Annotated in this window: 16 protein-coding genes and 1 pseudogene; 13 read left to right on the top strand and 4 right to left on the bottom strand. The window is 70.3% G+C overall.

Going from position 1 to position 22,642, the window contains the following annotated elements:
* The first annotated feature begins 59 nt into the window (after positions 1-59).
* From ACZ4U1_RS38680 to ACZ4U1_RS38645, 8 genes are all read left to right on the top strand, one after another.
* Positions 60-4,961 (top strand): DNA repair ATPase, encoded by a 4,902-nt coding sequence (locus tag ACZ4U1_RS38680; RefSeq protein WP_467908858.1) that lies wholly within the window; start codon positions 60-62, stop codon positions 4,959-4,961.
* Between the two features lie 130 nt (positions 4,962-5,091).
* Entirely contained in the window at positions 5,092-5,556 is a 465-nt protein-coding gene (locus ACZ4U1_RS38675) for a CBS domain-containing protein (RefSeq protein ID WP_467908857.1), read from the top strand.
* Between the two features lie 160 nt (positions 5,557-5,716).
* Positions 5,717-6,955, top strand: a complete 1,239-nt coding sequence (locus tag ACZ4U1_RS38670; protein ID WP_467908856.1) for a cation:proton antiporter — start codon at positions 5,717-5,719, stop codon at positions 6,953-6,955.
* Between the two features lie 18 nt (positions 6,956-6,973).
* The gene (locus tag ACZ4U1_RS38665) at positions 6,974-8,272 is read left to right on the top strand and encodes an ArsB/NhaD family transporter (protein WP_467908855.1); all 1,299 of its coding nucleotides are present in this window, start codon (positions 6,974-6,976) and stop codon (positions 8,270-8,272) included.
* A gap of 16 nt (positions 8,273-8,288) precedes the next feature.
* Positions 8,289-9,668 (top strand): TrkH family potassium uptake protein, encoded by a 1,380-nt coding sequence (locus tag ACZ4U1_RS38660; RefSeq protein WP_467908854.1) that lies wholly within the window; start codon positions 8,289-8,291, stop codon positions 9,666-9,668.
* Positions 9,661-10,383 carry a potassium channel family protein gene (locus tag ACZ4U1_RS38655; RefSeq protein WP_467908853.1) on the top strand — a complete coding sequence of 241 codons (723 nt, stop codon included), beginning with the start codon at positions 9,661-9,663 and terminating at the stop codon, positions 10,381-10,383. The genes ACZ4U1_RS38660 and ACZ4U1_RS38655 overlap by 8 nt, the downstream gene beginning before the upstream one ends.
* A 402-nt stretch (positions 10,384-10,785) precedes the next feature.
* Positions 10,786-12,036, top strand: a complete 1,251-nt coding sequence (locus ACZ4U1_RS38650) for an insulinase family protein (protein ID WP_467908852.1) — start codon at positions 10,786-10,788, stop codon at positions 12,034-12,036.
* Positions 12,037-12,466: 430 nt separating this feature from the next.
* Entirely contained in the window at positions 12,467-12,928 is a 462-nt protein-coding gene (locus ACZ4U1_RS38645) for a hypothetical protein (RefSeq protein ID WP_467908851.1), read from the top strand.
* Between the two features lie 349 nt (positions 12,929-13,277).
* Here ACZ4U1_RS38645 and ACZ4U1_RS38640 read toward each other — a convergent pair whose 3' ends face one another.
* From ACZ4U1_RS38640 to ACZ4U1_RS38625, 4 genes and pseudogenes are all read right to left on the bottom strand, one after another.
* A complete protein-coding gene (locus ACZ4U1_RS38640; protein ID WP_467908850.1) occupies positions 13,278-14,990 on the bottom strand; it encodes a relaxase/mobilization nuclease domain-containing protein in 1,713 nt (570 codons plus the stop codon).
* Complete coding sequence (locus tag ACZ4U1_RS38635; protein WP_467908849.1) at positions 14,987-15,478, bottom strand: plasmid mobilization protein; 492 nt, start codon at positions 15,476-15,478, stop codon at positions 14,987-14,989. Before ACZ4U1_RS38635 ends, ACZ4U1_RS38640 begins: the two co-directional genes overlap by 4 nt.
* Before the next feature lie 718 nt (positions 15,479-16,196).
* Positions 16,197-16,885 (bottom strand): annotated as a pseudogene (locus ACZ4U1_RS38630) (zinc finger domain-containing protein).
* Between the two features lie 7 nt (positions 16,886-16,892).
* On the bottom strand, positions 16,893-17,744 hold the full coding sequence (locus tag ACZ4U1_RS38625) for a helix-turn-helix domain-containing protein (protein WP_467908848.1): 852 nt from the start codon (positions 17,742-17,744) through the stop codon (positions 16,893-16,895).
* A 475-nt stretch (positions 17,745-18,219) separates the two neighbouring features.
* Here ACZ4U1_RS38625 and ACZ4U1_RS38620 point away from each other — a divergent pair, with 475 nt between their 5' ends.
* The 5 genes from ACZ4U1_RS38620 (at position 18,220) to ACZ4U1_RS38600 (ending at position 22,635) form a co-directional block, all read left to right on the top strand.
* Positions 18,220-18,477 (top strand): helix-turn-helix domain-containing protein, encoded by a 258-nt coding sequence (locus ACZ4U1_RS38620; protein WP_467908847.1) that lies wholly within the window; start codon positions 18,220-18,222, stop codon positions 18,475-18,477.
* Between the two features lie 120 nt (positions 18,478-18,597).
* Positions 18,598-18,810, top strand: a complete 213-nt coding sequence (locus ACZ4U1_RS38615) for a helix-turn-helix domain-containing protein (protein WP_439940048.1) — start codon at positions 18,598-18,600, stop codon at positions 18,808-18,810.
* Positions 18,810-19,961: a tyrosine-type recombinase/integrase gene (locus ACZ4U1_RS38610; RefSeq protein ID WP_467908846.1), complete on the top strand. Its 1,152-nt coding sequence runs from the start codon at positions 18,810-18,812 to the stop codon at positions 19,959-19,961. Before ACZ4U1_RS38615 ends, ACZ4U1_RS38610 begins: the two co-directional genes overlap by 1 nt.
* 140 nt (positions 19,962-20,101) lie before the next feature.
* Positions 20,102-22,159: a GNAT family N-acetyltransferase gene (locus ACZ4U1_RS38605; RefSeq protein ID WP_467908845.1), complete on the top strand. Its 2,058-nt coding sequence runs from the start codon at positions 20,102-20,104 to the stop codon at positions 22,157-22,159.
* Positions 22,156-22,635, top strand: a complete 480-nt coding sequence (locus ACZ4U1_RS38600) for an ASCH domain-containing protein (protein ID WP_467908843.1) — start codon at positions 22,156-22,158, stop codon at positions 22,633-22,635. Before ACZ4U1_RS38605 ends, ACZ4U1_RS38600 begins: the two co-directional genes overlap by 4 nt.
* Positions 22,636-22,642: the final 7 nt, after the last annotated feature.

Genomic DNA, 22,642 nt, shown 5'->3' with positions numbered 1-22,642 from the left:
AGTTGCCGCACAGGGGACGGCAGCTCCGGCACCACGCCCGAGGGAAGGACGCACGATCCATGGCAACCGTCCTGGAGACGGGCTCGTACGACGCGGTTGACACCGGTACGTACGAGGTGCTGCGCGACCGGCTCACCGCACAGGCCGCCGAACTCGCCCGCCGCGCCGAGACACTCAACGCCCGCCGCACCGAGGAGTTCGGATCCGTCCGGCTGGAACTGAGCGGCACCGAGCGCCTGCGCACGGAGCGTGCGGCCGTCCTGCGCGACCTGGTGTCCGTCGGCGACCGGCTGATCTTCGGCAGCAGCGACGCTGCGGGCCTGCGGACCGAGTTCTCCGTCGGTGACGTCCTCACCCTCCACGACCGCGACCTGAACGCGCTGCCGGAGAAGACCGTACCCGGCCTGCTCGACGACCCGGACTTCGTGCGGGAGTTCACCGCCCTGCACCGCTACTACCGGCAGACCCGCCTCCTCAGGCTTCGCCGCGTCGGCGACCGGCTGCTGGCCGTCTTCCAGACCGGTGATAAGGCCGAGGACATCCGGGTCCTGCGCTGGGCGCTCGGCGCGGACGGGCAGGTCACGTTCCTCGACGCGCGCGGTGAACGCGACGACGTGTTCCCGCCCTCGCACGACTTCGCCTGGACCGAGGCCACCCGTGAGGACCACGTCCTCGGGCCCCGCCCCTACGTGCGCGTCCAGGGCGAGGTCCTCGTGTCGACCGTCGGCGGCAGGCTGACGGTGGCCGCGGACACCGGCGACGACGAGCCGTACACCGAGCTGTACGACGAGCCGGTGGACGAGCCGCTGCAGTCCCTGGCCGACGCGGAGGTGTCCCACGCGCGCGTGGGTGCCCTGATCGTGCTGCGGATCCTGCCCTACAAGGAGGACACCGAGCGCTACTTCGTCTTCAACACCCTCACCAGGGCCGTCGTCCGGCTCGACGGCATCGGGCAGGCGTGCCGTCGGCTGCCCGACGACCAGGGCATCGTCTTCCCCGGCGGCTACTGCCTCGCCACGGGGACGCACAAGACCTTCGACCTCGACACCGGCGGGCTGGAGTTCGAGGCCGAGCTGCGCTCGCCGTACGGCGAGGACGTGCTGTACGCCTTCCGGTCCCGCGCCGAGGGACGCTGCCTGCTGCTGTCGTACAACACCATCCGCAAGGAGCTCGCCGCCCCGCTGTCCTGCTCGGGCTGGGCGCGGTTCGACGACGGCATCCTGGTGGTGCTGCGGGCGGACGGCGACGAGCCGGCGCGTGTGCACCCGCTCCAGCTGTGGACCTCTCCCTATGTCTCCGACACCTACGCCGCCGCTCGCCCCGTGGGCGAGGGCGCGCTGGCCCGCGTGGGCAACGCCGACCTCGTCCGGGGTATCGCCGACTGCCTGTCGCTGGCCCGTTCGGTGGCGGAGATGGCCCCGACGAGCGAGATGTACGCGGCTCTCGTCACGTCCTGCGTCCGTGCGGCGGACACCCACCACTGGCTGGGGGGAGCCGACCTCGGCGACCTGCGCACCCCGCTGGAGGCGGTGCGGGAGACGGCCGAGCAGGTGCTGGCCGAGTTCGAGAACGTCCGGGCGCTGACGCGGGGCGCGGCCAACGCGGTAGACGAGGCCGCCGAAGGGCTCGCGGGGGTGGTACGGCGGCTGCGCGGTGAGACCCCGCGCGACGCGTCCGCCTGGGTGAGCGGGCTGACCGAGCTCCGCCGTGCCCAAGGACACCTGCTCACCCTCAAGGACCTGCGGTACGCCGACACGGCCCGGATCGACGCCCTCGCCGCCCAAGCGGACGCAGATCTCACCGCCTTCGGACAGCGCGCCGTCGCCTTCCTGGACCGCGAGGACGCCTTCGCCCGCCACCACCAGGCTCTTCAGCAGCTGGTCACCGAAGCCGAGTCGATCACCGCACTGGTCCAGGCCGCGCCTTTGGAGACCCGGATCAACGACCTGGCCGACCAGCTGCGCACGGTCACCGAGGTCGTCTCCGGCCTCGGCATCGCCGACGCCACCGTGCGCACCTCGGTCCTCGCCCGCACCGCCGAGGTGCTCGGCGCCGTCAACCGGGCCCGCGCGCTCCTCGACGCCCGGCGCCGCACCCTGCGCGGCAGCGAGGGGCGCGCCGAGTTCGCCGCCGAGTTCGCGCTGCTCGGGCAGCACATCACCGGGGCGCTCGCCGCCGCCGGCACACCGGAGGAGTGCGACGAGCAGCTGGCGTTCGTGCTGACCCGGCTGGAGGAACTGGAGTCCCGCTTCGTCGAGTTCGAGGACTTCCTGGGCGAGCTCTCCGGCCGCCGCACGGAGGTGTACGAGGCGTTCTCCGCGCGCAAGCAGAACCTCCTCGATGCACGGGCACGGCGCGCCGAGCAGCTCGCGGACGCAGCCGGTCGCGTTCTGGAGGCGATCGCCCGGCGCGCTGCGACGCTTCCGGACGCCGACGCGGTCAGCACGTACTTCGCCTCCGACCCCATGGCCGTCAAGGTCCGCCGGACCGCCGACCAGCTGCGCGAACTCGGCGACAGCGTCCGGGCGGAGGAACTGGACGGCCGGCTGAAGGCCGCCCGCCAGGAGGCGGCCCGCGCGCTGCGCGACCGCACCGACCTGTACGGCGACGACGGCCGCACGATTCGCCTGGGCACCCACCGCTTCGCCGTCACCACCCAGCCCCTCGACCTCACCCTCGTGCCGCACGGCGACGGCCTCGCCTTCGTCCTGACCGGCACCGACTACCGCTCTCCGGTCACCGACCCCTCCTTCGCCGATGCCCGCGCGTACGCGGACTGGCACCTGCCGTCCGAGTCGCCGCGGGTGTACCGCGCCGAACAACTCGCCGCCCGACTCCTGCGCGAGCACGGTGCCGCCGCCCTCGCGGACGCCGACGACCTGCCCGCGCTCGTGAGCGCGGCGGCGCAGGAGGCGTACGACGAGGGCTACGAGCGGGGAGTCCACGACCACGACGCGACGCTGATCCTCACCGCCCTGCTGCCCCTGTATGAGAGGGCGGGCCTGCTGCGGCACGAGCCCGCGGCGCGGGCCGCCGCGCAGCTGTTCTGGACCCACGGCACCACCGAGGACCAGCGCACCGCGTGGACCCGCCGCGCGGTGTCCCTGGCCCGCGCCCGGGACACCTTCGGCCTCGCGCCCGCGATCGCCGACCTTGAGCGGGAGCTGGCGGACGCCATCGGCGGGGAGCATGACCGGGCCGCTGCCGCGTACCTCTTCGAGGAACTGACGACCGGCCCCGACGGCTTCGTCCTCGCCGCGGCCACCCGCAGCCTGCTGGAGGAGTTCCGCCGCACGGTGGACGGCTCGGCCTTCCACGAGGACCTGGCCGCCGTGGACGATCTGGCCGCGCGCCGCCAGCTCGCCGAGGCGTGGCTGTCCGCGTACGTCTCCGCGACCGGGCGGGACGCCACTCCGGGCGACCTGGCCGAGGCCGTGGCCGCCGAGCTCTGCCCCGGCCTGCCCCGCCACCTGTCGGAGGCGGTACCGGGCACGGTCGTCGAGGGGCTGCTCGGCACCCACCCGCGCATCACGGACCGCCGACTGCCCCTGCGCGTGGACGAGTTTCTGGCCCGCACCCGGCGTTTCGCCGACCAGGACGTCCCGGCCTTCCGCGCCCACCAGCGCCGGCGGACCGACCTCGTGGCGGCCGAGCGCGCCCGGCTGCGGCTGGACGACCACCGCCCGCGCTCCCTGGCCTCCTTCGTACGGGGCCACCTCGTGGACGAGGTGTATCTGCCGCTGGTCGGCGACAGCCTCGCCAAGCAGCTCGGCACGGTCGGCGAGACCAAGCGCACCGACACCGGCGGACTGCTGCTGCTTCTCTCCCCGCCCGGCTACGGCAAGACGACGCTGATCGAGTACGTCGCCGACCGGCTCGGCCTGATGCTGGTGAAGGTCAGCGGCCCGGCCCTGGGCCGCGGCGTCACCTCGCTCGACCCGGCCGAGGCCCCGAACGCCACCGCCCGTCAGGAGATCGAGAAGATCAACTTCGCGCTCGCGGCCGGCAACAACACACTCCTCTACCTGGACGACATCCAGCACACCTCGCCGGAGCTACTGCAGAAGTTCATCCCGCTCTGCGACGCCACCCGCCGCATCGACGGCGTATGGGACGGCGCACCGCGCACCTACGACCTGCGCGGCAAGCGCTTCGCGGTCTGCATGGCCGGCAACCCGTACACGGAGTCCGGGGTCCGCTTCCAGGTGCCCGACATGCTCGCGAACCGCGCCGACGTATGGAACCTGGGCGACGTCCTCACCGGCAAGGAGGACGCCTTCGCGTACAGCTTCCTGGAGAACGCGCTCACCTCGAACCCGGTGCTCGCCCCGCTCGCCGGACGCGACCGGGCCGACCTGGATCTCTTCGTCCGCCTCGCCGAGGGCGACCCCACGGCACACGCGGACCGGCTGACCCACCCCTACGGGGCCGCCGAGGTGGAGCAGATCCTGGCCGTGATCGGGCACCTGCTGCGGGTGCGCGAGACGGTCCTCGCGGTGAACGCCGCGTACATCGTCTCCGCGGCACAGTCCGACGCCACCCGCACCGAGCCGCCGTTCCGGCTCCAGGGTTCGTACCGCACCATGAACAAGATCGCCCAGCGCGTACGGCCGGTCATGAACGACGACGAGGTCGCCGCGGTCATCGACGACCACTTCACCGCCGAGGCCCAGACACTGACCGGCGGCGCCGAGGCCAACCTGCTGAAACTGGCCGAACTACGCGGCACACTCACCCCGGCCCAGGAACGGCGCTGGGCGGAACTGAAGGCGGCATACGTCCGCACGCAGACCCTCGGCGGCCCCGGGGAGGGCCAGCTCGTGCGCGCCGTCGCCGCCCTCGGCCTCCTCGCCGACCGCGTGGCCGCCGTCGAGGCCGCCATCACCCGCGCCGCCGACCCCCGCATGCTGCTCGCCCAGCTGCGAGGACGGCACGCCGCCGGACACCCGGAGCAGCCGTGACGCCCACGTGAGGACGAGTCCCCGCCGGACAGCGCTCTGCCGACGGCCCGGCGGTATGGTGCCCGTACGGGTGGTCGGTCCCGCGGGGACAGCCGCCCGAAGGACAGTACGACGGGGACAGGAGCCGGTTGTGCGAGCGCGTGACTTGGCGGTGGAGTACGAGACGGTCGGTCTCGACAGCGATGCCCTGGACGCCGCGCGGCTGATGGCCGAGCACCGGCTGCCCGCCCTGCTGGTGGTGGACGGCAGCGGCACGCCGAAGGCGATCCTGCCCGCCTCCCAGATGGTCAAGATCCTGGTTCCGGAGTACGTCATCGAGGACCCGACCCTGGCAGCGGTGGTCGACGAGCGCCACGCCGACCGGCTCTGCGAGGCGCTGGCCGGCCGCAAGGTGCGCGACTGCCTGTCGAAGAAGACTCCCGCCCCGGTGGTGGCCGCGCCCGACGACACGGCGCTGGAGATCGCCGCGCAGATGGCACAGGTACGCAGTCCTCTGGTGGCTGTGGTGGAGAAGGACGTCTCCGGCACCCGCCTGCTCGGCGTGATCACCGCCGCGCACCTGCTGGAGCGCCTGCTCGCGGTGACCTCCGACTGAGCCAGGCTTCGTTGCCGGAGACCGGCAACGGAGGGTGCGCCGAGGTGCTCACAGCCAACCTGTTAGAGACGCGTCAAGGACCTGTAAAGTTCCCTGCGGTGTGCCGGGAAGCCTGGTCGGCGAAATAAGGGAGAGCTCTCTTTCCGATCGGGGATCCGTCATGGTGCTGGTGGTGGTGTTCGGCGTCGCGCTGCTGGTGGCGGTGCTGTTGTCGGGTCTGGCGGCCCGTACCGTGCTCTCCACGTCTTTTCTCTTCCTCGTCGGCGGTGCCGCCGTCAGCGACGGCTTCCTCGGGCTGATCCACATCACGCCGGACAGCGAGATCGTCTCCGTCACGGCCGACCTGGCCCTCTTCGCGGTGCTGTTCACCGACGGCATGCACGTGTCGTTCGCCAAGCTGCGGGCGAACTGGCGTAACCCGGCCCGCGCGCTGGGCCTCGGCATGCCGCTGGCGTTCGTGTTCATGGCGCTGCTCACCCACTTCCTGGTGGGCCTCGACTGGACCACGTCCTTCCTGGTCGGCGCGGTGCTGGCACCGACGGACCCGGTGTTCGCCTCGGCGATCGTGGGCCGCAAGGAGGTACCGGCCAAGCTGCGCGAGCTGCTGAACGTGGAGAGCGGCGTCAACGACGGCCTCGCCCTGCCAGTGGTGCTGCTGCTGATCGCGGCCGCGGGACCCGCCGCCGGTCACGCGGACGAGGCGTCGTTCGGGAAGATCGCCCTGGAGCTGCTGCTCGGCCTGGTCTTCGGCGCTGTACTCCCGCTGATCGTCAACGGACTGGTCCGGTTCCGGCTGCTGGGCGCCGAGCCCAAGCTCCAGCCGCTGCTGCCGCTGGCCACCGGGATCATCTTGTACGCCACCTGCCACCTCACCCACGCCAACCCCTACCTCGCGGCGTTCTCCGCCGGAGCGGTGCTGGCCGCCGTCTCCCCGGAGGCCAAGGGGGCGTTCGAACCGCTCGGCGAGGCGCTGGCGGAGCTGGCGAAGTTCGCGGCCCTGCTGGTGTTCGGCGCGCTGCTGACCCCCGCACTCTTCGGTGACCTGTCACTGGGCGGGTATGCGGCGGTGGTGTTGGCGATCGTGCTGATCCGGCCCGCCTCGCTGCTGATCTCGCTGGTCGGGACCCGGTTCAGCCGGCGGGAGAAGCTCACGGCGGCCTGGTTCGGGCCGAAGGGCTTCGCCTCGGTGGTCTACGGGCTGCTGGTGCTCCAGTCCGGCATTCCGCAGGCCGAGGAGGCATACACGCTGATCGCGGTGTGCATCGCTTTCTCGATCGTCGCGCACAGCTCCACCGACGTACCGATCGCCCGGATGTTCGACGTGGAGGACCTCGTCGGCATCCCGGACGACGACCACGACCGTGACCCGGCTGCCGTGCAGGGCGCCCGGACCGACTGACCGACCGACCGGAGGACCGTGAACGACTGGCACAGCTGGGCGGCGATCGTCGTCTTCACCGGCGCCTACACCCTCATCATCAGCGAGAAGATCCACCGCGTCGCCGTCGCGCTCGGCGGTGCGGGCCTGATGCTGGCGATCGGCGCGACCGACGACGTCTCGGCGTTCTACTCCGAAGAGTCCGGCATCGACTGGAACGTCATCTTCCTGCTCATGGGGATGATGATGATCGTCGGCGTGCTGAAGAAGACGGGCATGTTCGAGTACTTGGCGATCTGGGCGGTCAAGCGCGCCCGCGCCAAGCCCTTCCGGGTGATGGCGATGCTCGTCGTCATCACCGCGCTGGCCTCGGCCCTGCTGGACAACGTGACGACGGTCCTGCTGATCGCCCCGGTGACCCTGCTGGTGTGCGAGCGCATGGCCCTGCCTGCCGCCCCGTTTCTGATCGCCGAGGTGATGGCGTCGAACATCGGCGGCACGGCCACGCTGGTCGGCGACCCGCCGAACATCATCATCGCCAGCCGCGCCGGATTGACCTTCAACGACTTCCTCGTGCACCTCGCCCCGCTGTCTGCCCTCCTGGTCGTTGTCCTCCTGCTGCTGTGCTGGGTGATGTTCCGCAAGTCCTTCGTCTACGACGAGGACCGCGCCGCCGAGATCATGGCGCTGGAGGAGGGCGAGGCCATCAAGGACCGGCGTCTGCTCATCCAGGGCCTCGTCGTGCTGGCCCTGGTGGTGGCCGGCTTCGTCCTGCACCCGGTCCTGCACTACGAGCCCAGCATCGTCGCCCTCCTGGGCGCCGGGCTGCTGGTCGCCCTGTCGTCGGTGGAGACCCACGACGTCCTCGCCGAGGTGGAGTGGCCCACGCTGGCCTTCTTCGCCGGCCTGTTCATCATGATCGGCGGCCTGATCGACACCGGCGTCGTCGGCGAGATCTCCTCGCAGCTCGCCCAGGCCATCGGGGGCAACGAACTGGGCGGTTCGATGACCCTGCTCGGTGGGTCGGCGGTGCTGTCCGGGATCGTCGACAACATCCCCTACGTCGCCACCATGGCGCCCATCACCAGCGACCTGGTCCGCGACATGGGCGGCTCCTCCGACCACGTCTTGTGGTGGGCGCTCGCCCTGGGCGCCGACCTCGGCGGCAACGCCACCGCCATCGGCGCCAGTGCGAACGTCGTCGTCCTGGGCATCGCCGAACGCAACCGGCAGCCCATCTCCTTCTGGCAGTTCACCAAGTACGGCCTCGTCGTCACGGCCGTGACGGTGGCCATCGCTCTGGCCTATGTGTGGCTCCGCTACTTCGCCCTGGCCTGACGTGAAAGGGAAACAGGTGTCGGGAGTCGCGTCACGCGCGAGGCCGTGGTCGGCGCTGCTGGCCGCGCACCCGGCGCGTGCGGTCGTCATGGCGTTCGCTCTGGTGGTCCTGGCCGGTACGGCGCTGCTCGCCCTGCCGGTCGCCTCGCAGGAGGGCGCCGCGACCGGGTTCGTCACCGCTCTGTTCACCTCCACCTCGGCGGTGTGCGTCACGGGTCTGGCGGTCGTGGACACGGGCACCTACTGGAGCGGCTTCGGCCAGGGCGTGATCCTCGCGCTGATCCAGGTGGGCGGCTTCGGCATCATGACGATGGCCTCGTTGCTGGCGCTGCTGGTTTCGGGGCGGCTGCGCCTGCGGATGCAGCTCACCGCGCAGGCCGAGACCAAGAGCCTCGGCATCGGAGACGTACGACGGGTCCTTCTCGGTGTCGCCGGCACCACCCTGGTCGTCGAGCTCGCGACCGCGGCCGTGCTGGCGCTGCGCTTCCGGTTCGGCTACGGCGAGGACATCGGCAACGCCGTGTATCTCGGCTACTTCCACGCCGTGTCGGCGTTCAACAACGCCGGGTTCGGGCTGCACGCGGACAGCATCACGCGGTACGCGCAGGACGCATGGGTCACTTTGCCGATCTCCGCCGCCGTGATCCTGGGCGGCATCGGCTTCCCGGTCCTGCTGGAGATCCTTAGGCACCGCCGGCGCAGCCGCACCACCGGGCGCCGCAACTGGACGCTGCACACCAAGCTCACCGTCCTGACCACGGCCGTCCTCCTGGTCACGGGAACCGTGCTGACCTGTCTGCTGGAGTGGACGAACCCGGGAACGCTCGGCCCGCACACCGCGGCCGGGAAAATCCTCGACGGGTTCTTCCACTCGGCGATGACCCGCACGGCGGGTTTCAACGCGGTCGACGTCGGTGCGATGCACGCCTCGACCCTGCTGATGAGCTGCGTGCTGATGTTCATCGGCGGAGGCAGCGCCGGAACCGCCGGCGGCATCAAGGTCACCACCTTCGCGGTACTGGCCGCCGCCATGGCCGCCGAGGTCCGCGGCGAACCCACCTCGACCATAATGGGCCGCCGCCTCGCCCCGCACACCCTGCGCCAAGCCCTGACCGTGGCGCTTCTGAGCGTGGGGATGATCATGGGCGCCACCCTGGTCCTGCTCACGCTCACCGACCACTCGCTGGAGAGCGTCCTGTTCGAAGTCGTCTCCGCCTTCGCCACCGTGGGCCTGTCCACCGGCATCACCGCCGGCCTGCCGACCGCCGGCCACCTGCTGCTGACCGTTCTGATGTTCATCGGCCGCCTCGGCCCGATCACCCTCGTGTCGGCGCTCGCGCTGCGCGAGCGCACCCGCCGCTACGACCTGCCCGAGGAGCGACCCGTCATTGGTTAACTTCCTGCACTCCCTGCGCCGTCGGCGCCACAAGCGCCTGGCCGAGACACACACCCGGACAGCAGGCGACCAGCGGGTCGCCGTCATCGGCCTGGGCCGCTTCGGCTACTCACTGGCCAACGAGCTGATGCACCGCGGCTGGGATGTCCTCGGCCTCGACACCGACCCCCGGCTGGTGCAGAAGCACAGCGACGCCCTCACCCACGCGGCCGTCGCGGACTGCACCGACGCCGAGGCGCTGCGGCAGCTCGGCGTCCACGAGTTCACCAGCGCCGTCGTCGCCATCGGCAGCGACATAGAGGCCAGCATCCTGGTCAGCTCCAACCTGCTGGAGGCCGAGGTGCCCAATATCTGGGCCAAGGCCGTCAGCCGCCAGCACGGCCAGATCCTGGAACGCCTCGGCGTCCACCACGTCGTCCTGCCCGAACACGAGATGGGGGAACGCGTCGCCCATCTCGTCACCGGCCGGATGCTCGACTTCATCGAGTTCGACGACGACTACGCCCTGGTCAAGACGATCGCCCCGGCGGCCGTCACCGGGCTGCCGCTCGGCCGGAGCCAGGTACGCAGCCGGTACGGCGTCACCGTGGTCGGCATCAAGCGCCCGGGCGAGGACTTCACCTACGCCACCGCCGAAACGGTCGTACAGAAGGGCGACGTGATCGTCGTCACCGGCAAGACACACGCCGTGGAGGGCTTCGCCGAACTCGGCTGAGTACCGTCCGTGCTCCACACCGCACTCACCCCAGGCGCGAATAATGGTTCGCCGCCCCACAACGCGCGGGAGTTCGTCGGGGTGCCGTGCCAGTCGAGCCAGTAGCCAGGTCGTATCGGCATCCATGCCCTGGCCGGACGCGACACGGGTCGAACGTATGATCCGGCCATGCAGCGCGACGTGATCGATGGGGTACCCGTTCTGTGGGCGCAGGCTTCCGGACCTCTCGAAGCCGCCCTCGTCTTCGGGTGCGGGGTGAACGACGAGACGTTCAGGCATCTGGGAGTGACTCATCTCGTCGAGCACCTGGCGATGAGTACGTTGCCGAGGCTTCATCACGAGCACAACGCGTCGGTCACGCTCTCCCTTACGGACTTCACGGCATCGGGGAGCGAAAGGCAGGTGGCGGAGTTCCTGACTCGGGTCTGCGAGGCGCTGTCCGCGCTGCCGCTGGAGCGGATGGAACGCGAGGCCGGGGTGCTCGCCGCCGAGGGCACCGGCGTCACCGACCCGACCAGCGCGGAACTGCTGTCGTTCCGGTACGGCACTGCCGGCGCCGGACTGGCGTCCTGGGACGGGCCGGGGCCCGACCGCATCCCCGCGGAGGCCGTCCGCGACGTCGCCGCTCGCTACTTCCACGCGGACAACGCCGTGCTGGTGCTGACGGGCCCGCCGCCCGCTGGGCTGCGGCTTCCGCTGCCCCGCGGCCGGCGTCCCGACCGCAGCGGGGCACAGCCGGTGGTCAACGCGGGGCCGGCCTGGTTCCAAGCCGACGTGCCCGGTCCCGGTCTGGCCTTCCACGGCGATCTCGACGACCCCGCGCTCGTGCTCGCCCACGCCGTACTTCAGGAGCGGCTCCGACAGCGGGCTCGGCACCAGGAGGGCCTGTCGTACGAGGTGAGCGGTATCCGCATCTCGACGGGGGCCGGCCAGGGCGAGTACACCCTGTCCCTGGACGCCCGACAGGGCCAGGAGCAGCGCGTGGCCGAGCTGCTGTGGCAGGAAGCCCTGCGAATGGCGAGCGCAGGAGTCACCCAGGAAGAACTCGTGGAGGAGCTGGCAGGGTTCCGCGAGGTCTGGCTCGACCCCCGGTCGACGTCCTCAGAACTCGCCGAAGCAGCCGCCTGTGAGCTGCTCGGGCTCGACTACCAAGACGCATCGACACGGCTGGACGCCCTGGTGAAGGTGACCCCGGAGCAGGCGCGGCAGGCGTTCACCACCGCGCTGGCCACTGCCCTGCTCGTCGTCCCGTGCGAGGTGGAGGTGCAGCTGCGGCAACTCGACGGTGCCGTTCTGGACCAGAAGGTCTGCTCCACCGCGCGTGTGTTCCCCTCCGATCTGCGGATGTACAAGCCGTCATTGGTCAAGCGCCTCTTCTCTTCCGCCGCTCGGGCAGCGCGGCTCGGAGTCGGCCCCTCCGGACTGTGGTGCCGCGACGGCGACGGCCATGTGCATCATGTGCCCTTCGAGGAGGTCGTGGGCGTGGAGATCCAGGGAAGGGGCCGCGTGGTCTTCGGCTCCCGCGGCTGCCTCATCCCGGTGGTACCGGAGCTGTGGGCGAAGATCGGGCCGGCCGTCGCCGCCATCGACGCCGCGGTGCCAGATGCACAGCGCTACGAGACATCGACCCTCCTCCCCGACCGGGACGACTGACCGTCGTCCCGGCCCTGCCCGGCAGCGGGACACTGGGCAGCACCAAAGCCCTGGATATCAGGGACCCGCTAAGACGTTGCGCGGTGTCCGCCGAACCGCTTTCCTGAGAGAAAGAGCCGGGTGCGGCACACAGACTGCCGCCGGGGAGCCCGAGGAGTTGAGAATCGGTGAACGCCGCACACGTCGTAGGGGTGATCGTCGCAGTCTGTCTGGTCGGATATCTCATCCTGGCGGTCAAGTTCCCCAATAGGTTCTGAGACGGCCCAGCCGACCGAGCAGGGCTGGGCCATCACTTTCCGTTCGTATGCCTCCGGCGCTGCTGGGTCCGAGCTGAAAGGTGATCGGCCGCCCGGCCGAACGGGGGAGACACACACCAGGTGCCGACCTCAAGCGCATGGTCTCGGGCCAGCGAGTCGTGACAATCGCGGTCATGACGTCGATGACGGAGACCTTTCACGAGGCCCTGCGAAATGCGCTGGCCGGTCGGGACACGGTGAGTATCCGCGGCACCCTGATGGAGATGCTGGGAAGAGACCCTTCCAAGACGGAGGTCTCAGCAGCCCACAAGGTGGCCCGAAGGATCGCCGAGGATGGGGACGCGGTCCTCATCTCCCTGCTTCCTGACCAGGCCGGCGCCGACGCGTACGTGCCTACTGGCCGCGGAGGTAGGAGGCGGTCCTCGAACTACCTGACCGTGGACGAGAAGATCATCAAGGACTTGCCCTGCCGCGTCGAGCTCGCTGCAGAGAAGTGGGATGCGGTCATCGACGAAGGCATGCGGCTGACCCAGCAGAGGATCGAAAGCGACCCGTTGCTCTCGGCGTTCCTGCCTCGCTGGAAGGCGGAACCGCGTGCCGAGAAGAGGGCCCGCCTCGCGGCAGAAGCCAGCTGACCTGCTGTGCAGTGAACTTGTGCCAACAATCAACGCATCGAAGCCGGGCTTCCCGAGGGGGAGGCCCGGCTTCGATGCGTGTTCTGTCCTGGCGAAGCCCGGGCGTCACGGCTGGTGGCTGTCGCCTAACGGGACGTCCTACGCCTCGGTGTCAGACGCCAGGACTGTCGTGTCAGCCGGTCACCACCACGTTGGTCACGTGCCGGCCTGGCCAGCTCAGAAGGCGTATGGGTCGAAGGGACGGATCGGTGCGACCGTGAGGTCGAAGTAGAATCGCCGTTTTGCCCAACCGGCGATCGTCGGCTACATCCCGCTGCTTTTCCCGGTCAGCGTCGACGGCTGAAATCGTTCACCGCGCCCTGTGCCGGCCGCGTGCTGGGCGCCGAGGCCCCTTGACGCCGACTGCCTCGGGCTGGTGTGTCGGGGAACTTTCGGGCAGAGGGGGCAGGTGGGCGCTGCGCCGTAGTCGCCAGACGAGGACGTCGCTGATGGAGGTCGCGGTGTCGAGCTGGCGCCGCCGGGCGGCTTCCGTCAGCAGGGCTGCCGGGTCGTGGCCGGCTCTGTGGGTGTCGTCGAGGGTGGCGGCCAGGGCGGGCCAGCCGGGTTCGGCCTGGACCCGTGTGGCCAGGTCCGGCAGCACTTGGCGCAGGAGGTCGGCTTGCCGCTGGCGAACACGAGGGGCCAGGCGTTGGCCCCGCTGGCGGAGGACGGCCATGGACTCGGCCGCGGCGGCTTGGTAGGCGGCGCGCAGGAGTTCGGCGGCCTGCCGGGCTGCTGTGGCCTGCTGGGCGTGGTGCTTCCTCGCGTGCCAGTTCGCCGCGGCGATGGCGAGGAAGAAGGCCATGTCGATGAGCATGGCGGTGGTGGCGCCGTCTTCCCCGCGGCCCAGGGCGGGGCCGCTGTGGACGAGGTCGCGGGCGGCCTGGCGCAGGGCGCGGTCGTGCCCGCGTACGGCCTTCACGTGGGAGCGGCTGGCCCGCTCGAACACGAACGCCGCCTCGCGCAACTCGGCGCGGGTATGGGCGGCGGAGGTCTTGGCCAGCGCGTCCAGCACCTCACCCACCGCAGCGATCTGTGCCGCTGCCGCGCCGTCATCACCGTGATCGATGATCAGGAGGGCCTGCCAGGTGGCTGCTGTGGCCCGGCGCCGCGCGAACGCGGGACCTGTCACGTCCGGCAGGACCGGCTGTTCCCGCCCGGAGTCGTCCGCCGAGGCCACAGCCTCCACGGGCAGGGCCCAGCGTTCGCGGATGCGGGGCAGGGACAGATCGGGTGCGAGCGTCGAGCCCGCGTAGAACACCGGCTCCTTCTCACCGTTGCGGTCATCGGGCAGGGCTACCTTGTAGCCGAGCAGGTCACCTGAGGGCGCGACGCGCTTGCGGATCAGAAGACCGGCGGCGGCCAGCCGGTCGAAGAACTCCTCCTCGCTGGCGGCGCCGGCGACGGCGCGCCGTACGGTCTCCCGCAGTTCCTCCCGCGCCGGACGCTGCCTGCCCGTGCGTTCGGCCTTGTGCCGCTCCGCGCTGGTGGTCCGCTTGGCGGCGGTGCCGTCCCCGGGCGCGACCTGGTGCAGGCCGAGTTCTTTTTCGATCAGTCGGCACTCGGCCTGGGCGCGTTTGCCGGAGCGGTGGTGGTCGGGGCGGCGGCCGTCTTCGCGGATGAGTGTGGCGATGATGTGGATGTGGTCGTCGGCGTGCCGGACGGCTGCCCAGCGGCAGCCGGTGCCGTCGCCAGGGTCGATGCCGGTGGCGGCGACCATACGACGGGCGATGTCGCCCCACTGCTCGTCGGACAGGATCGGGTCGTCGGGCGCGGCGCGCACCGAGCAGTGCCAGATGTGCTTGTCGGGACGCCGGTCCGCGTCGAGCAGGGACAGGGGCTGGTCGAGGAGGTGCTGGAGGTCCTTCTTCGTCGCCGAGGGGTCGCGGCCGGGGTCTGGGGTCATGTTGTCGAAGGAAGCGACCAGGTGCGGGTCGATGTGTTCCTCGTGGGTGCCCTTGCCGTACAGGTAGTGCAGGAGCCCGAGCGTGTTGCTGCCCTGCTGGTGGATCCGCGGGATCAAGCCGCTCGGCCCTCCTGCCCGTTGGCGACCCTGTCGGCTGCCCGCTGGACGGCCTGCGCGGCACGCTGCAGGTCGGCGAGGGCAGCGGCGAAGTGCGGCACATCGGCACCCGAGTTGAGGGCCTTGGCGATCTGGTTGACGTTGCCGCCCGCCCAGCCGAGCTGACGGCGCACACCGAACAGGGCCGTCAGGATGTCCCGCTCGGTGGCGATGGCCGCTGCGGTGCGGGACTGGTCGCGGGCAGCGGCCAGAGCGGAGTGGGCCAGGAACCCGGCCACGCTCATGCCGACGTGGTCGGCGCCGGACTGAATGACGGCGAGTTCCTGGTCGTTGAGGCGGACGCTGTGAGCGGGGCGCTGCTTCTTGTCACGCGGACGCGACTTCCCCTTCCTGGCCGCGCCCTTGCGGCTGGCCTTGCCTGGCTGCGGTCCGCCCTCGGTCGCAGCCTTCCCGTCCGGTCCCCCCTGGTGCCGGACGGGCCCCGCCACCCCCGGGGCGGGATTGGGTTCGGGCGCTCCCCCTGCGGGGGAGTGTCCGAACCTCCAACTTGCTCCGGCTGAGGTCGGCACTGCGTTCGTCTCCTGCTGGGTGGCAGGGCATTCGTGGCGCTGGTTCTGCACGTGCGGTACTCCGTGGGGATGTGGGATGACAGGCGGGGCGCCACGTCGCGAGCGCGGGGCGTCGTTCCGGGCGGGTAAGAGGCGGGACGGCGACCGGGGTAGGGACCCAGCTGTTCTCGGCCGACCACTGCGGACGGTCCGTGACTTGCGGGGACCGGTCCCCGAAACGATGTCGTCCACGGTCCCCGGGACCGTTCGGGACCAGACCGCGACGTTCGTTGGGGACGGTCCCCATGACACAGCGTCAGGCGGACCGTCCTCAGTCCTGGCGCTGTCGCACGGGACGGTCCCCAAGGGAACGAGTTGGATGCGGGGACCGGTCCCCGTCGTTGGGGACCATTGCGAGGACCGGACTCATAGCGCCCTAGCAGGGGTTTCTCAGGGGACCGGTCCCCATCGCTGCCCCTGCTGGTCCCCGGGGGAGCGGTTGTTGCGGTCCCCGGCTGCGTTGGGCTCGGTCCCCGATGCGCGGTCCCGAATGGTGTTCGTCGGGACGGTCCCCACCTGCCGCACACGGCTTGTCGGGGACCGCCGGTATCGGACTGCGGGGACAGCGGCGGTGAGGAGCGAGGCATGGTGGAGTGCGTCAGGCAGCCTGCTGCTGGTCCAGCCGGGCAGCGGCAAGGTCGACGCGCGACGGATGGGGCGTGGCGCGTACTGCATTGCCTCGGACGGTGCCGTCAGGGCCAAGGCGCCGTTGACGGCATGGGTCGCCTGCGCGGGCGTGGCACCACGCGCAGCGGACGCTGAGCGCGTCCGGGCGCCCGTCGGCGACGGCGGCTTCGCATGCAGAACGGGTTGCCGGCAGCGGGCCAGCTCGGCGCGGACGGCCGGCGGGATGCACGATCCGATGGCGCGCGGGCGGGCCTCGATGTCCGGGCGAGAGTCACCGCTGGTGATCTGTCGGTACGTCGCGGGTGTGGTCTGTCCGATGGCGACGGCGTGCCGGGTGCCGAGCAGCTCGGCACGCCAGGCGGCTGGATCGTCCGGATCGGCGACCGGCGTGGGGTCGGTGTGCCGGTCAAGGCGGTCGCGTCGGTGGGCGCGCCACGCACGGGCGCCGTCCACCGGCAGGATCGGGTACGGGGAGTCGAGGATGTGGGCTCGTATCACCTCGCGGACGTCCCAGCCGGGGGCAGTGGCGAAGGGTACGTCGTGGAGCAGTTCGTGCCACTGGGCGATCTGGTCACGGGCTTCGCCCGTGCCGCTGCGGGTGATCCGGGGGTCGAGGCGGCCGATGTAGGCGAGGATGGCGGCGATTTTGCGTCGGTCCAAGGGCGGATTACTCCGTTCCGGTCGGTTCGTCGAGGGCGGCGAGCAGGGCAGCGGTGTGGGCCTCGGCACGGGTCATGCCGGCCGTGGGTGTGGGGGCGGGGGTGCCGCCGGGCAGGGCGTAGAGGTTCGGCCGGCCAGGGGCGGGGGTGCGTTCGCGGGCGATCCACGCGCGCCAGTCGGCAGCCCACGCGGCGGCAACGCGAGGGGTCCAAGCTGCCCGGTACGAGCGCCACTTCTCGTCGGCCGCTTGCAGGGCGTGCTCGCCGAGCCGGTCGAGGTGGCCGTGCTGCTGGAGCCAGGCCCGGGCGCCGTCGTCGATCCGCCACTCGGTGGCTTCGATGAGCGGGGCAGAGCTGCTGCTCTTACTACCGTTCACCTTCGGTTCTCTACTGTTCTGGGGGTTGGAATCCGTGCCCCCTTCGGGGCGGAATCCGTATCCCCCGGGGGCCGGATTCCGTTCCCCCGGATCGGATTCCGGTCCCCCCTCGAAGGGGTCGGCAGGGTCGGGTTCCGGTCCCCCAGGGGTCGGAATCCGATCCTCTGGGACGGCCGGATTCTGGTCCTCCTCGGTGGCCTGTTCGGCGAGGAACCGGGCGGCGGTCGAGAGGTGGTAGTACGTCTCTCCCCGCGGCCCCTTGCGGCCGGCGAGCTGCACCAGCTCACCACTGGCGATCAGCTTGTCCAGCGCGTCGCGCACGGCGGTGCGGGAGGCGTTCGCGCGCTTCATGAGGGCGGGCACGGACGCGTACGCGATGCAGCGCCGATCGCGGCACCGGTCGGCGATCAGGGCGAGGACCATGCGGGCGGTGCCCTTGCTGCGGCTGTGGTTCCACACCCATTCGCGGGCGTCGTAGCTCATGGTGAGGCGGCTCCTAGGTCGGGGCGGGCAGGCGCGAGCGCCCTGAGCGGGCGATACGCGAGAAGGGGGTGCGCCCAGCCTCGGCCGGAAGGCGCAAGGGGAGGCTGGTCGCGTTGCATCGCCAAGACAGCCACACCGAGGCCGCGCAAGTCCAGCAATTCAGCCGGGAAAGCAGACAGCTGACGGCGAACACGTTCTGCGCGGCTTACCAAAACGATAGACCCGGATCGGCGGTTGACCAAAAAGTTGTACCGCCGGCCGAGCCAGAAGGATCACATCGGGAAACCGTTGACCCATACGGGAGCGCAAGCTACAACACAACACCCCGCGTCGCACTGCCCTATCCGGTTGGCGCCGACATCGCCTGACGGAACCCGCGACTCAACTCAGAGGGGAGCCCCCGTCGTACGCCGGGCGCAACATAGCCGACGATCGCCGGTTAACCAAACCGGCGAATGCAAGTTACAACGGAGCCATGGCAGCACGATCACTGGAAATCGGTCCGGCAGGAATACGGACCGCCCGCACCATCGAAATGCTCCGCACCGAACGCGGCCTCGCGCAGCGCGAGCTCGCCACCCGTGTCACGGCCCTCGGCCGCCCGATGTCCAACACGATGCTGTCCCGCATTGAGCGGGCCCAGCGCCGCTGCGACGTCGACGATCTCATTGCCCTCGCCCAGGCGCTCCGCGTGTCGCCCCTGGCCCTGCTCCAAGGGATCCCCGCCGAATAGGGCGGCGCGCTGCCGCCTCGAACCGACTCTCCGAGCAAAGGACCCGACCGCCCTTGCGCCGACCCCCAATAGCCGCTGCCCTTGCCCGCTCCGGCGATGCCCCGAAGGAGGTGACCGCGAATGGCTGACCGCCTCCTGACGGTGGCCGAGGCCGGCGAAATGCTCGGCACCGGTGAGCGCTTCATCCGCCGCCTCATCGCCGAGCGCCGTATCCGCTACGTGAAACTCGGACGCCCGGTACGCATCCCGGAGAGCGCCGTTGCCGAGTACGTTGAGGCGCGCACGGTCGAGCCGCTCCGCCGTACCCGCGTCCGTTACGGGAGGGCGGCCTGATGACAGGACGCAGGACACAGCGGCGGCGCGAATTCGGCACCGTGCGCCAACTCCCCTCGGGCCGGTGGCAGGCCCGCTACCTGGGGCCGGACGGGCAACGCCACAAGGCTCCCGAGACCTTCTCCTCGAAGACCGAAGCCCAGAACTGGCTCAACCTGGTCCGGGCCGACATCGAGCGCAACCACTGGCGGGACCCGGACGCCGGTGCCATCAACTTCGAGAAGTACGCCCTGCGGTGGCTGGAGGAGCGCGGGCTGGCGCCCACCACGGTTGACCGTTACAGCGGTCTGCTACGGCTGCACATCCTGCCGACATTCGGCAGCGAGGACTTGGACGAGATCACGCCGCCCTCGGTGCGTACCTGGCGAGCCGAGCGGCTCAAGGCGACGGGTGCCACCACGGTCGCCAAGTCGTACCGGCTGTTGAAGGCGATCTTCCAGACGGCCGTCGACGACGACCTGCTGCGCAGCAACCCCTGCCGCATCAAGGGAGCCGGCAAGGAGGAGGCCGACGAGCGCCCGACCGCCACCGTTGAGCAGGTCTTCGACCTCGCCGACGCGATGGGCCCGCGTTGGCGGCTCATGGTCCTTCTCGGCGCCTTCGCCTCACTCCGCCCCGAGGAACTGGCCGAACTGCGCCGGCACAGTGTCGATCTCGACGAATGCTCTCTGCGGATCACACACGCGTCCCCCGAGCTGACGAACGGCAGACGGGTGACCGGGGATCCCAAATCCCGCGCGGGCAAGCGCACCGTCTACCTGCCGGATTTCGTGCTGCCGGAGCTGCGGCGGCACCTCCGGTGGTTCGCGGAGAAGGAGCCGGACGGCCTGCTCTTCGTCGGAGAGAAGGGGGCCCCGTTCCGCCGGTCGACCTTCGGCCGCAAGTGGCGCAAGGCCAGGAGGAAAGTTGGCATGCCGGACACCTTCCGCTTCTACGACCTTCGCCATACCGGCAACACCCTCGCCGCTGACACCGGTGCCAAGCTGAAGGACCTCATGGTCCGCGCCGGCCAGTCCTCGGAGCGGGCCCAGCTGATCTACCAGCACTCGACGGCCAAGCACCAGCGCAGGCTCGCCCAGGGGATCGATGCCGAGGTGCGGCAGCAGCTGCGTGAGACAGCTGCCGGGCAGGTGGGGGCCAAGGAGGCGTAACGGCGTTTGTGACAGCCTCCGGAGCACTGTGCGCCCCTTGTGCCCCCTTGAGGGACGGCCGTGAATGAGATCAGCTTCTCCTGCATGTAAGGACAGGGGAGTTGTGGTCGGCGGTGTACGGCCCAACTGGAGGGGGAGCGATGGCGTTCAAGTTAGTGTCTGTTTCGCCCGCGCAGGACGAGCTGATCGACAAGGCCATAGCCCTGGGTGATCGGTACACGAAGACGCTGGGGCTTCTCACCCCGCCCGCTTACCGGAAGGCAGCGGAGGACGGCGGCCTTCTGGCCGCGGTCGAAGGGGACGAGGTGCTCGGCTACGCGCTGTTCGGACTGCCGAAGAGGAGCGCGCGTATTCGGCTCGCACACTTGTGTGTGGCGGAGGAACAGCGCGGCCGGGGAATCGCCCGCCGGCTGGTGGAGGGCATCAAAGAGCGGTACCCACAGCGACTCGGGATCAAGGCCAAGTGCCGACGGGACTACAACCTGAGCGGGATGTGGAGGAGTCTCGGCTTCGTCCCGGATGGCGAGGTGCGAGGCCGCGGCCGGGACGGCGAAATCCTGGACGGATGGTGGTTGGACCTCGGCCATCCGGACCTCTTTACGGAGATGGAGAGCGACGCGCTCCTGGTGGTCACGGTCGACCACGGAGTCTTCGTCGATCTGCGGGGCCTCGCTGACACGGCCGACGCGGAGGAGTCCCGAGCGCTGGAAGCCGGCTGGATGGCGGATCTGGTCGAGCTCGCCTACACCCCCCAGCTGGTCCATGAGATCCGGGACCTCCCGAATACGGCAGAGCGTCAGCACCAGCGGGCGGCGCTGACCGGCCTGCGCAAGCTCTCCCCGGACTTGGCGGCCGTGGACGAGCGAAGCCGTGAACTGCTCCGAGCCGCCACGCAGGCCATGCCCGACCTGGCCGTCGACGCTGAGCTTCAGTCACGGATGCGGTATGTGGCCGAGACGTCGTGCGCTGGTCTGCAGGTCCTGGCCACCCGTGATCCACTGCTGTCCCGCCTGGCCGACGTGGCCTGGGAGATCGCCCGCGTCCGGGTCGTCTCACCCTCTACCGTGACGCTGCACGTGGACGAGTTGCGCCAGGCCCAGGTGTACCGCCCGGCAGATCTGATGGGCACGGAGTTCAGGTCCGGAGAGGTGGCACCAGGTGCGGAGGACGAGCTGGTGGCCTTCTTCCACCAATCGGGTGGCGACGACGGATCGGCCTTCGCCGAGCGGCTGCGGTCGCTGAACGGGGACACGGTCGCCTGGCGCCGCGAGCTGCTCAGGGATGGTCAGGGCCGCCCGGTCGCTCTCTACGCGTGGGCACTGGACGGACGCACCCTGGTTGTCCCCGTCCTCCGCACGGCCGGCCACCCGCTGGAACAGACTCTGGCCCGCCAGCTCCTCTTCCTGATCAAGCGGCTCGGCCGGGACTGCGGTGCAGAGATCATCCGCATCAGTGATCCGCATCCCTCCGAGGCCGCCAGGTCCGCGGCCGGCGACGACGGGTTCTTCGAGCACGACGGCAGGCTCGTCGCCCTCCTCGTGAATGTGTGCGGGACGGCAGCCGAGGTGGAGGCAGTGGCCGGCGGGCTTGCCCGCGAGCTGACTGTCGATACGACCGCGCTCCGCGCCGGCATGCCCGCCGAGGTGGCTGCCGTGGTGGAGCGTGCGTGGTGGCCGGCGAAGGTCATCGACTCGAACCTGCCGTCCTTCCTGGTGCCCATCAAGCCGCGCTGGTCGACCGAGCTGTTCAACGTGCCCGCCATCCTCATCCCGCGCAGTGACGTCCTGGGCATCAGCCGAGAGCACGTCTATTACCGCTCCTCGGGCCGCCGCGGAGAGAGCGTTCCGGCTCGCCTGCTCTGGTACGTCAGCGAGGGCAACTCCCCGGGCGAAGGACAGATGGTGGTGGGCAGTTCGCGACTCGACGAGGTGCTTATCGACACACCGGACACCCTCTTCTCGAAATTCGAACACCTGGGCGTATATGGTCGGGCTGAGGTTCAAGAAGCTGCCGACGCCTCCGGTCGCGCCATGGCACTGAGGTTCTCGGACACCGAGGTCTTCCCCAAGCCGGTGACGCTGCGGCGATTGACCTCCCTGGCGAAGGACCTGGGACTACCGTTGTCGCTGATCTCCCTGTCGAAGATCAGTAACGAGCTGTTCCAGGCGGTCTATCAAGAGGGGCACCGAACGACGTGAACGATCCGGAACGCGCGATGCTGCTGTCCGTCCACCCGCGCTTCGCCACCGCGATCCTGGCCGGCAGCAAGACGGTGGAGGTCCGCCGCCAGCGCGTCGCCGCGCCGCCCGGAACCCCGGTTCTCCTGTACGCGACCGCGCCCACCATGGCCTTGGTGGGCATGGCGCGCATCGCCTCGGTCCATGTGGGCTCTCCCAAGGATGTCTGGTCGGCGCATCGTGCCCAGACAGGGATCACTCGACGCGAGTACGACGCCTATATGGAGGGCGCCACCCAGGCGAGCGGTCTGACCTTGGAGGACCCCGTGCCCTTCGACGAGCCGGTGTCCCTCAGTGCACTGCGCGCTGCGGGAACCTTCCATCCGCCGCAGAGCTATCGCTACCTGAGAAGTGCTGATCTGCGTCAGGTAGCAGAGGCCGGGCCCGCCGTAGGCAGCGCACTTCGGAAGGTGCTGCCGGAGGCGGTTCACGCGTAGCGGGCCG

This window comes from Streptomyces sp. NPDC028928 (genome assembly GCF_055564915.1).
The sequence above is the reverse complement of the archived record's forward strand: the minus strand, read 5'-3'. Positions and strand labels throughout refer to the sequence as shown.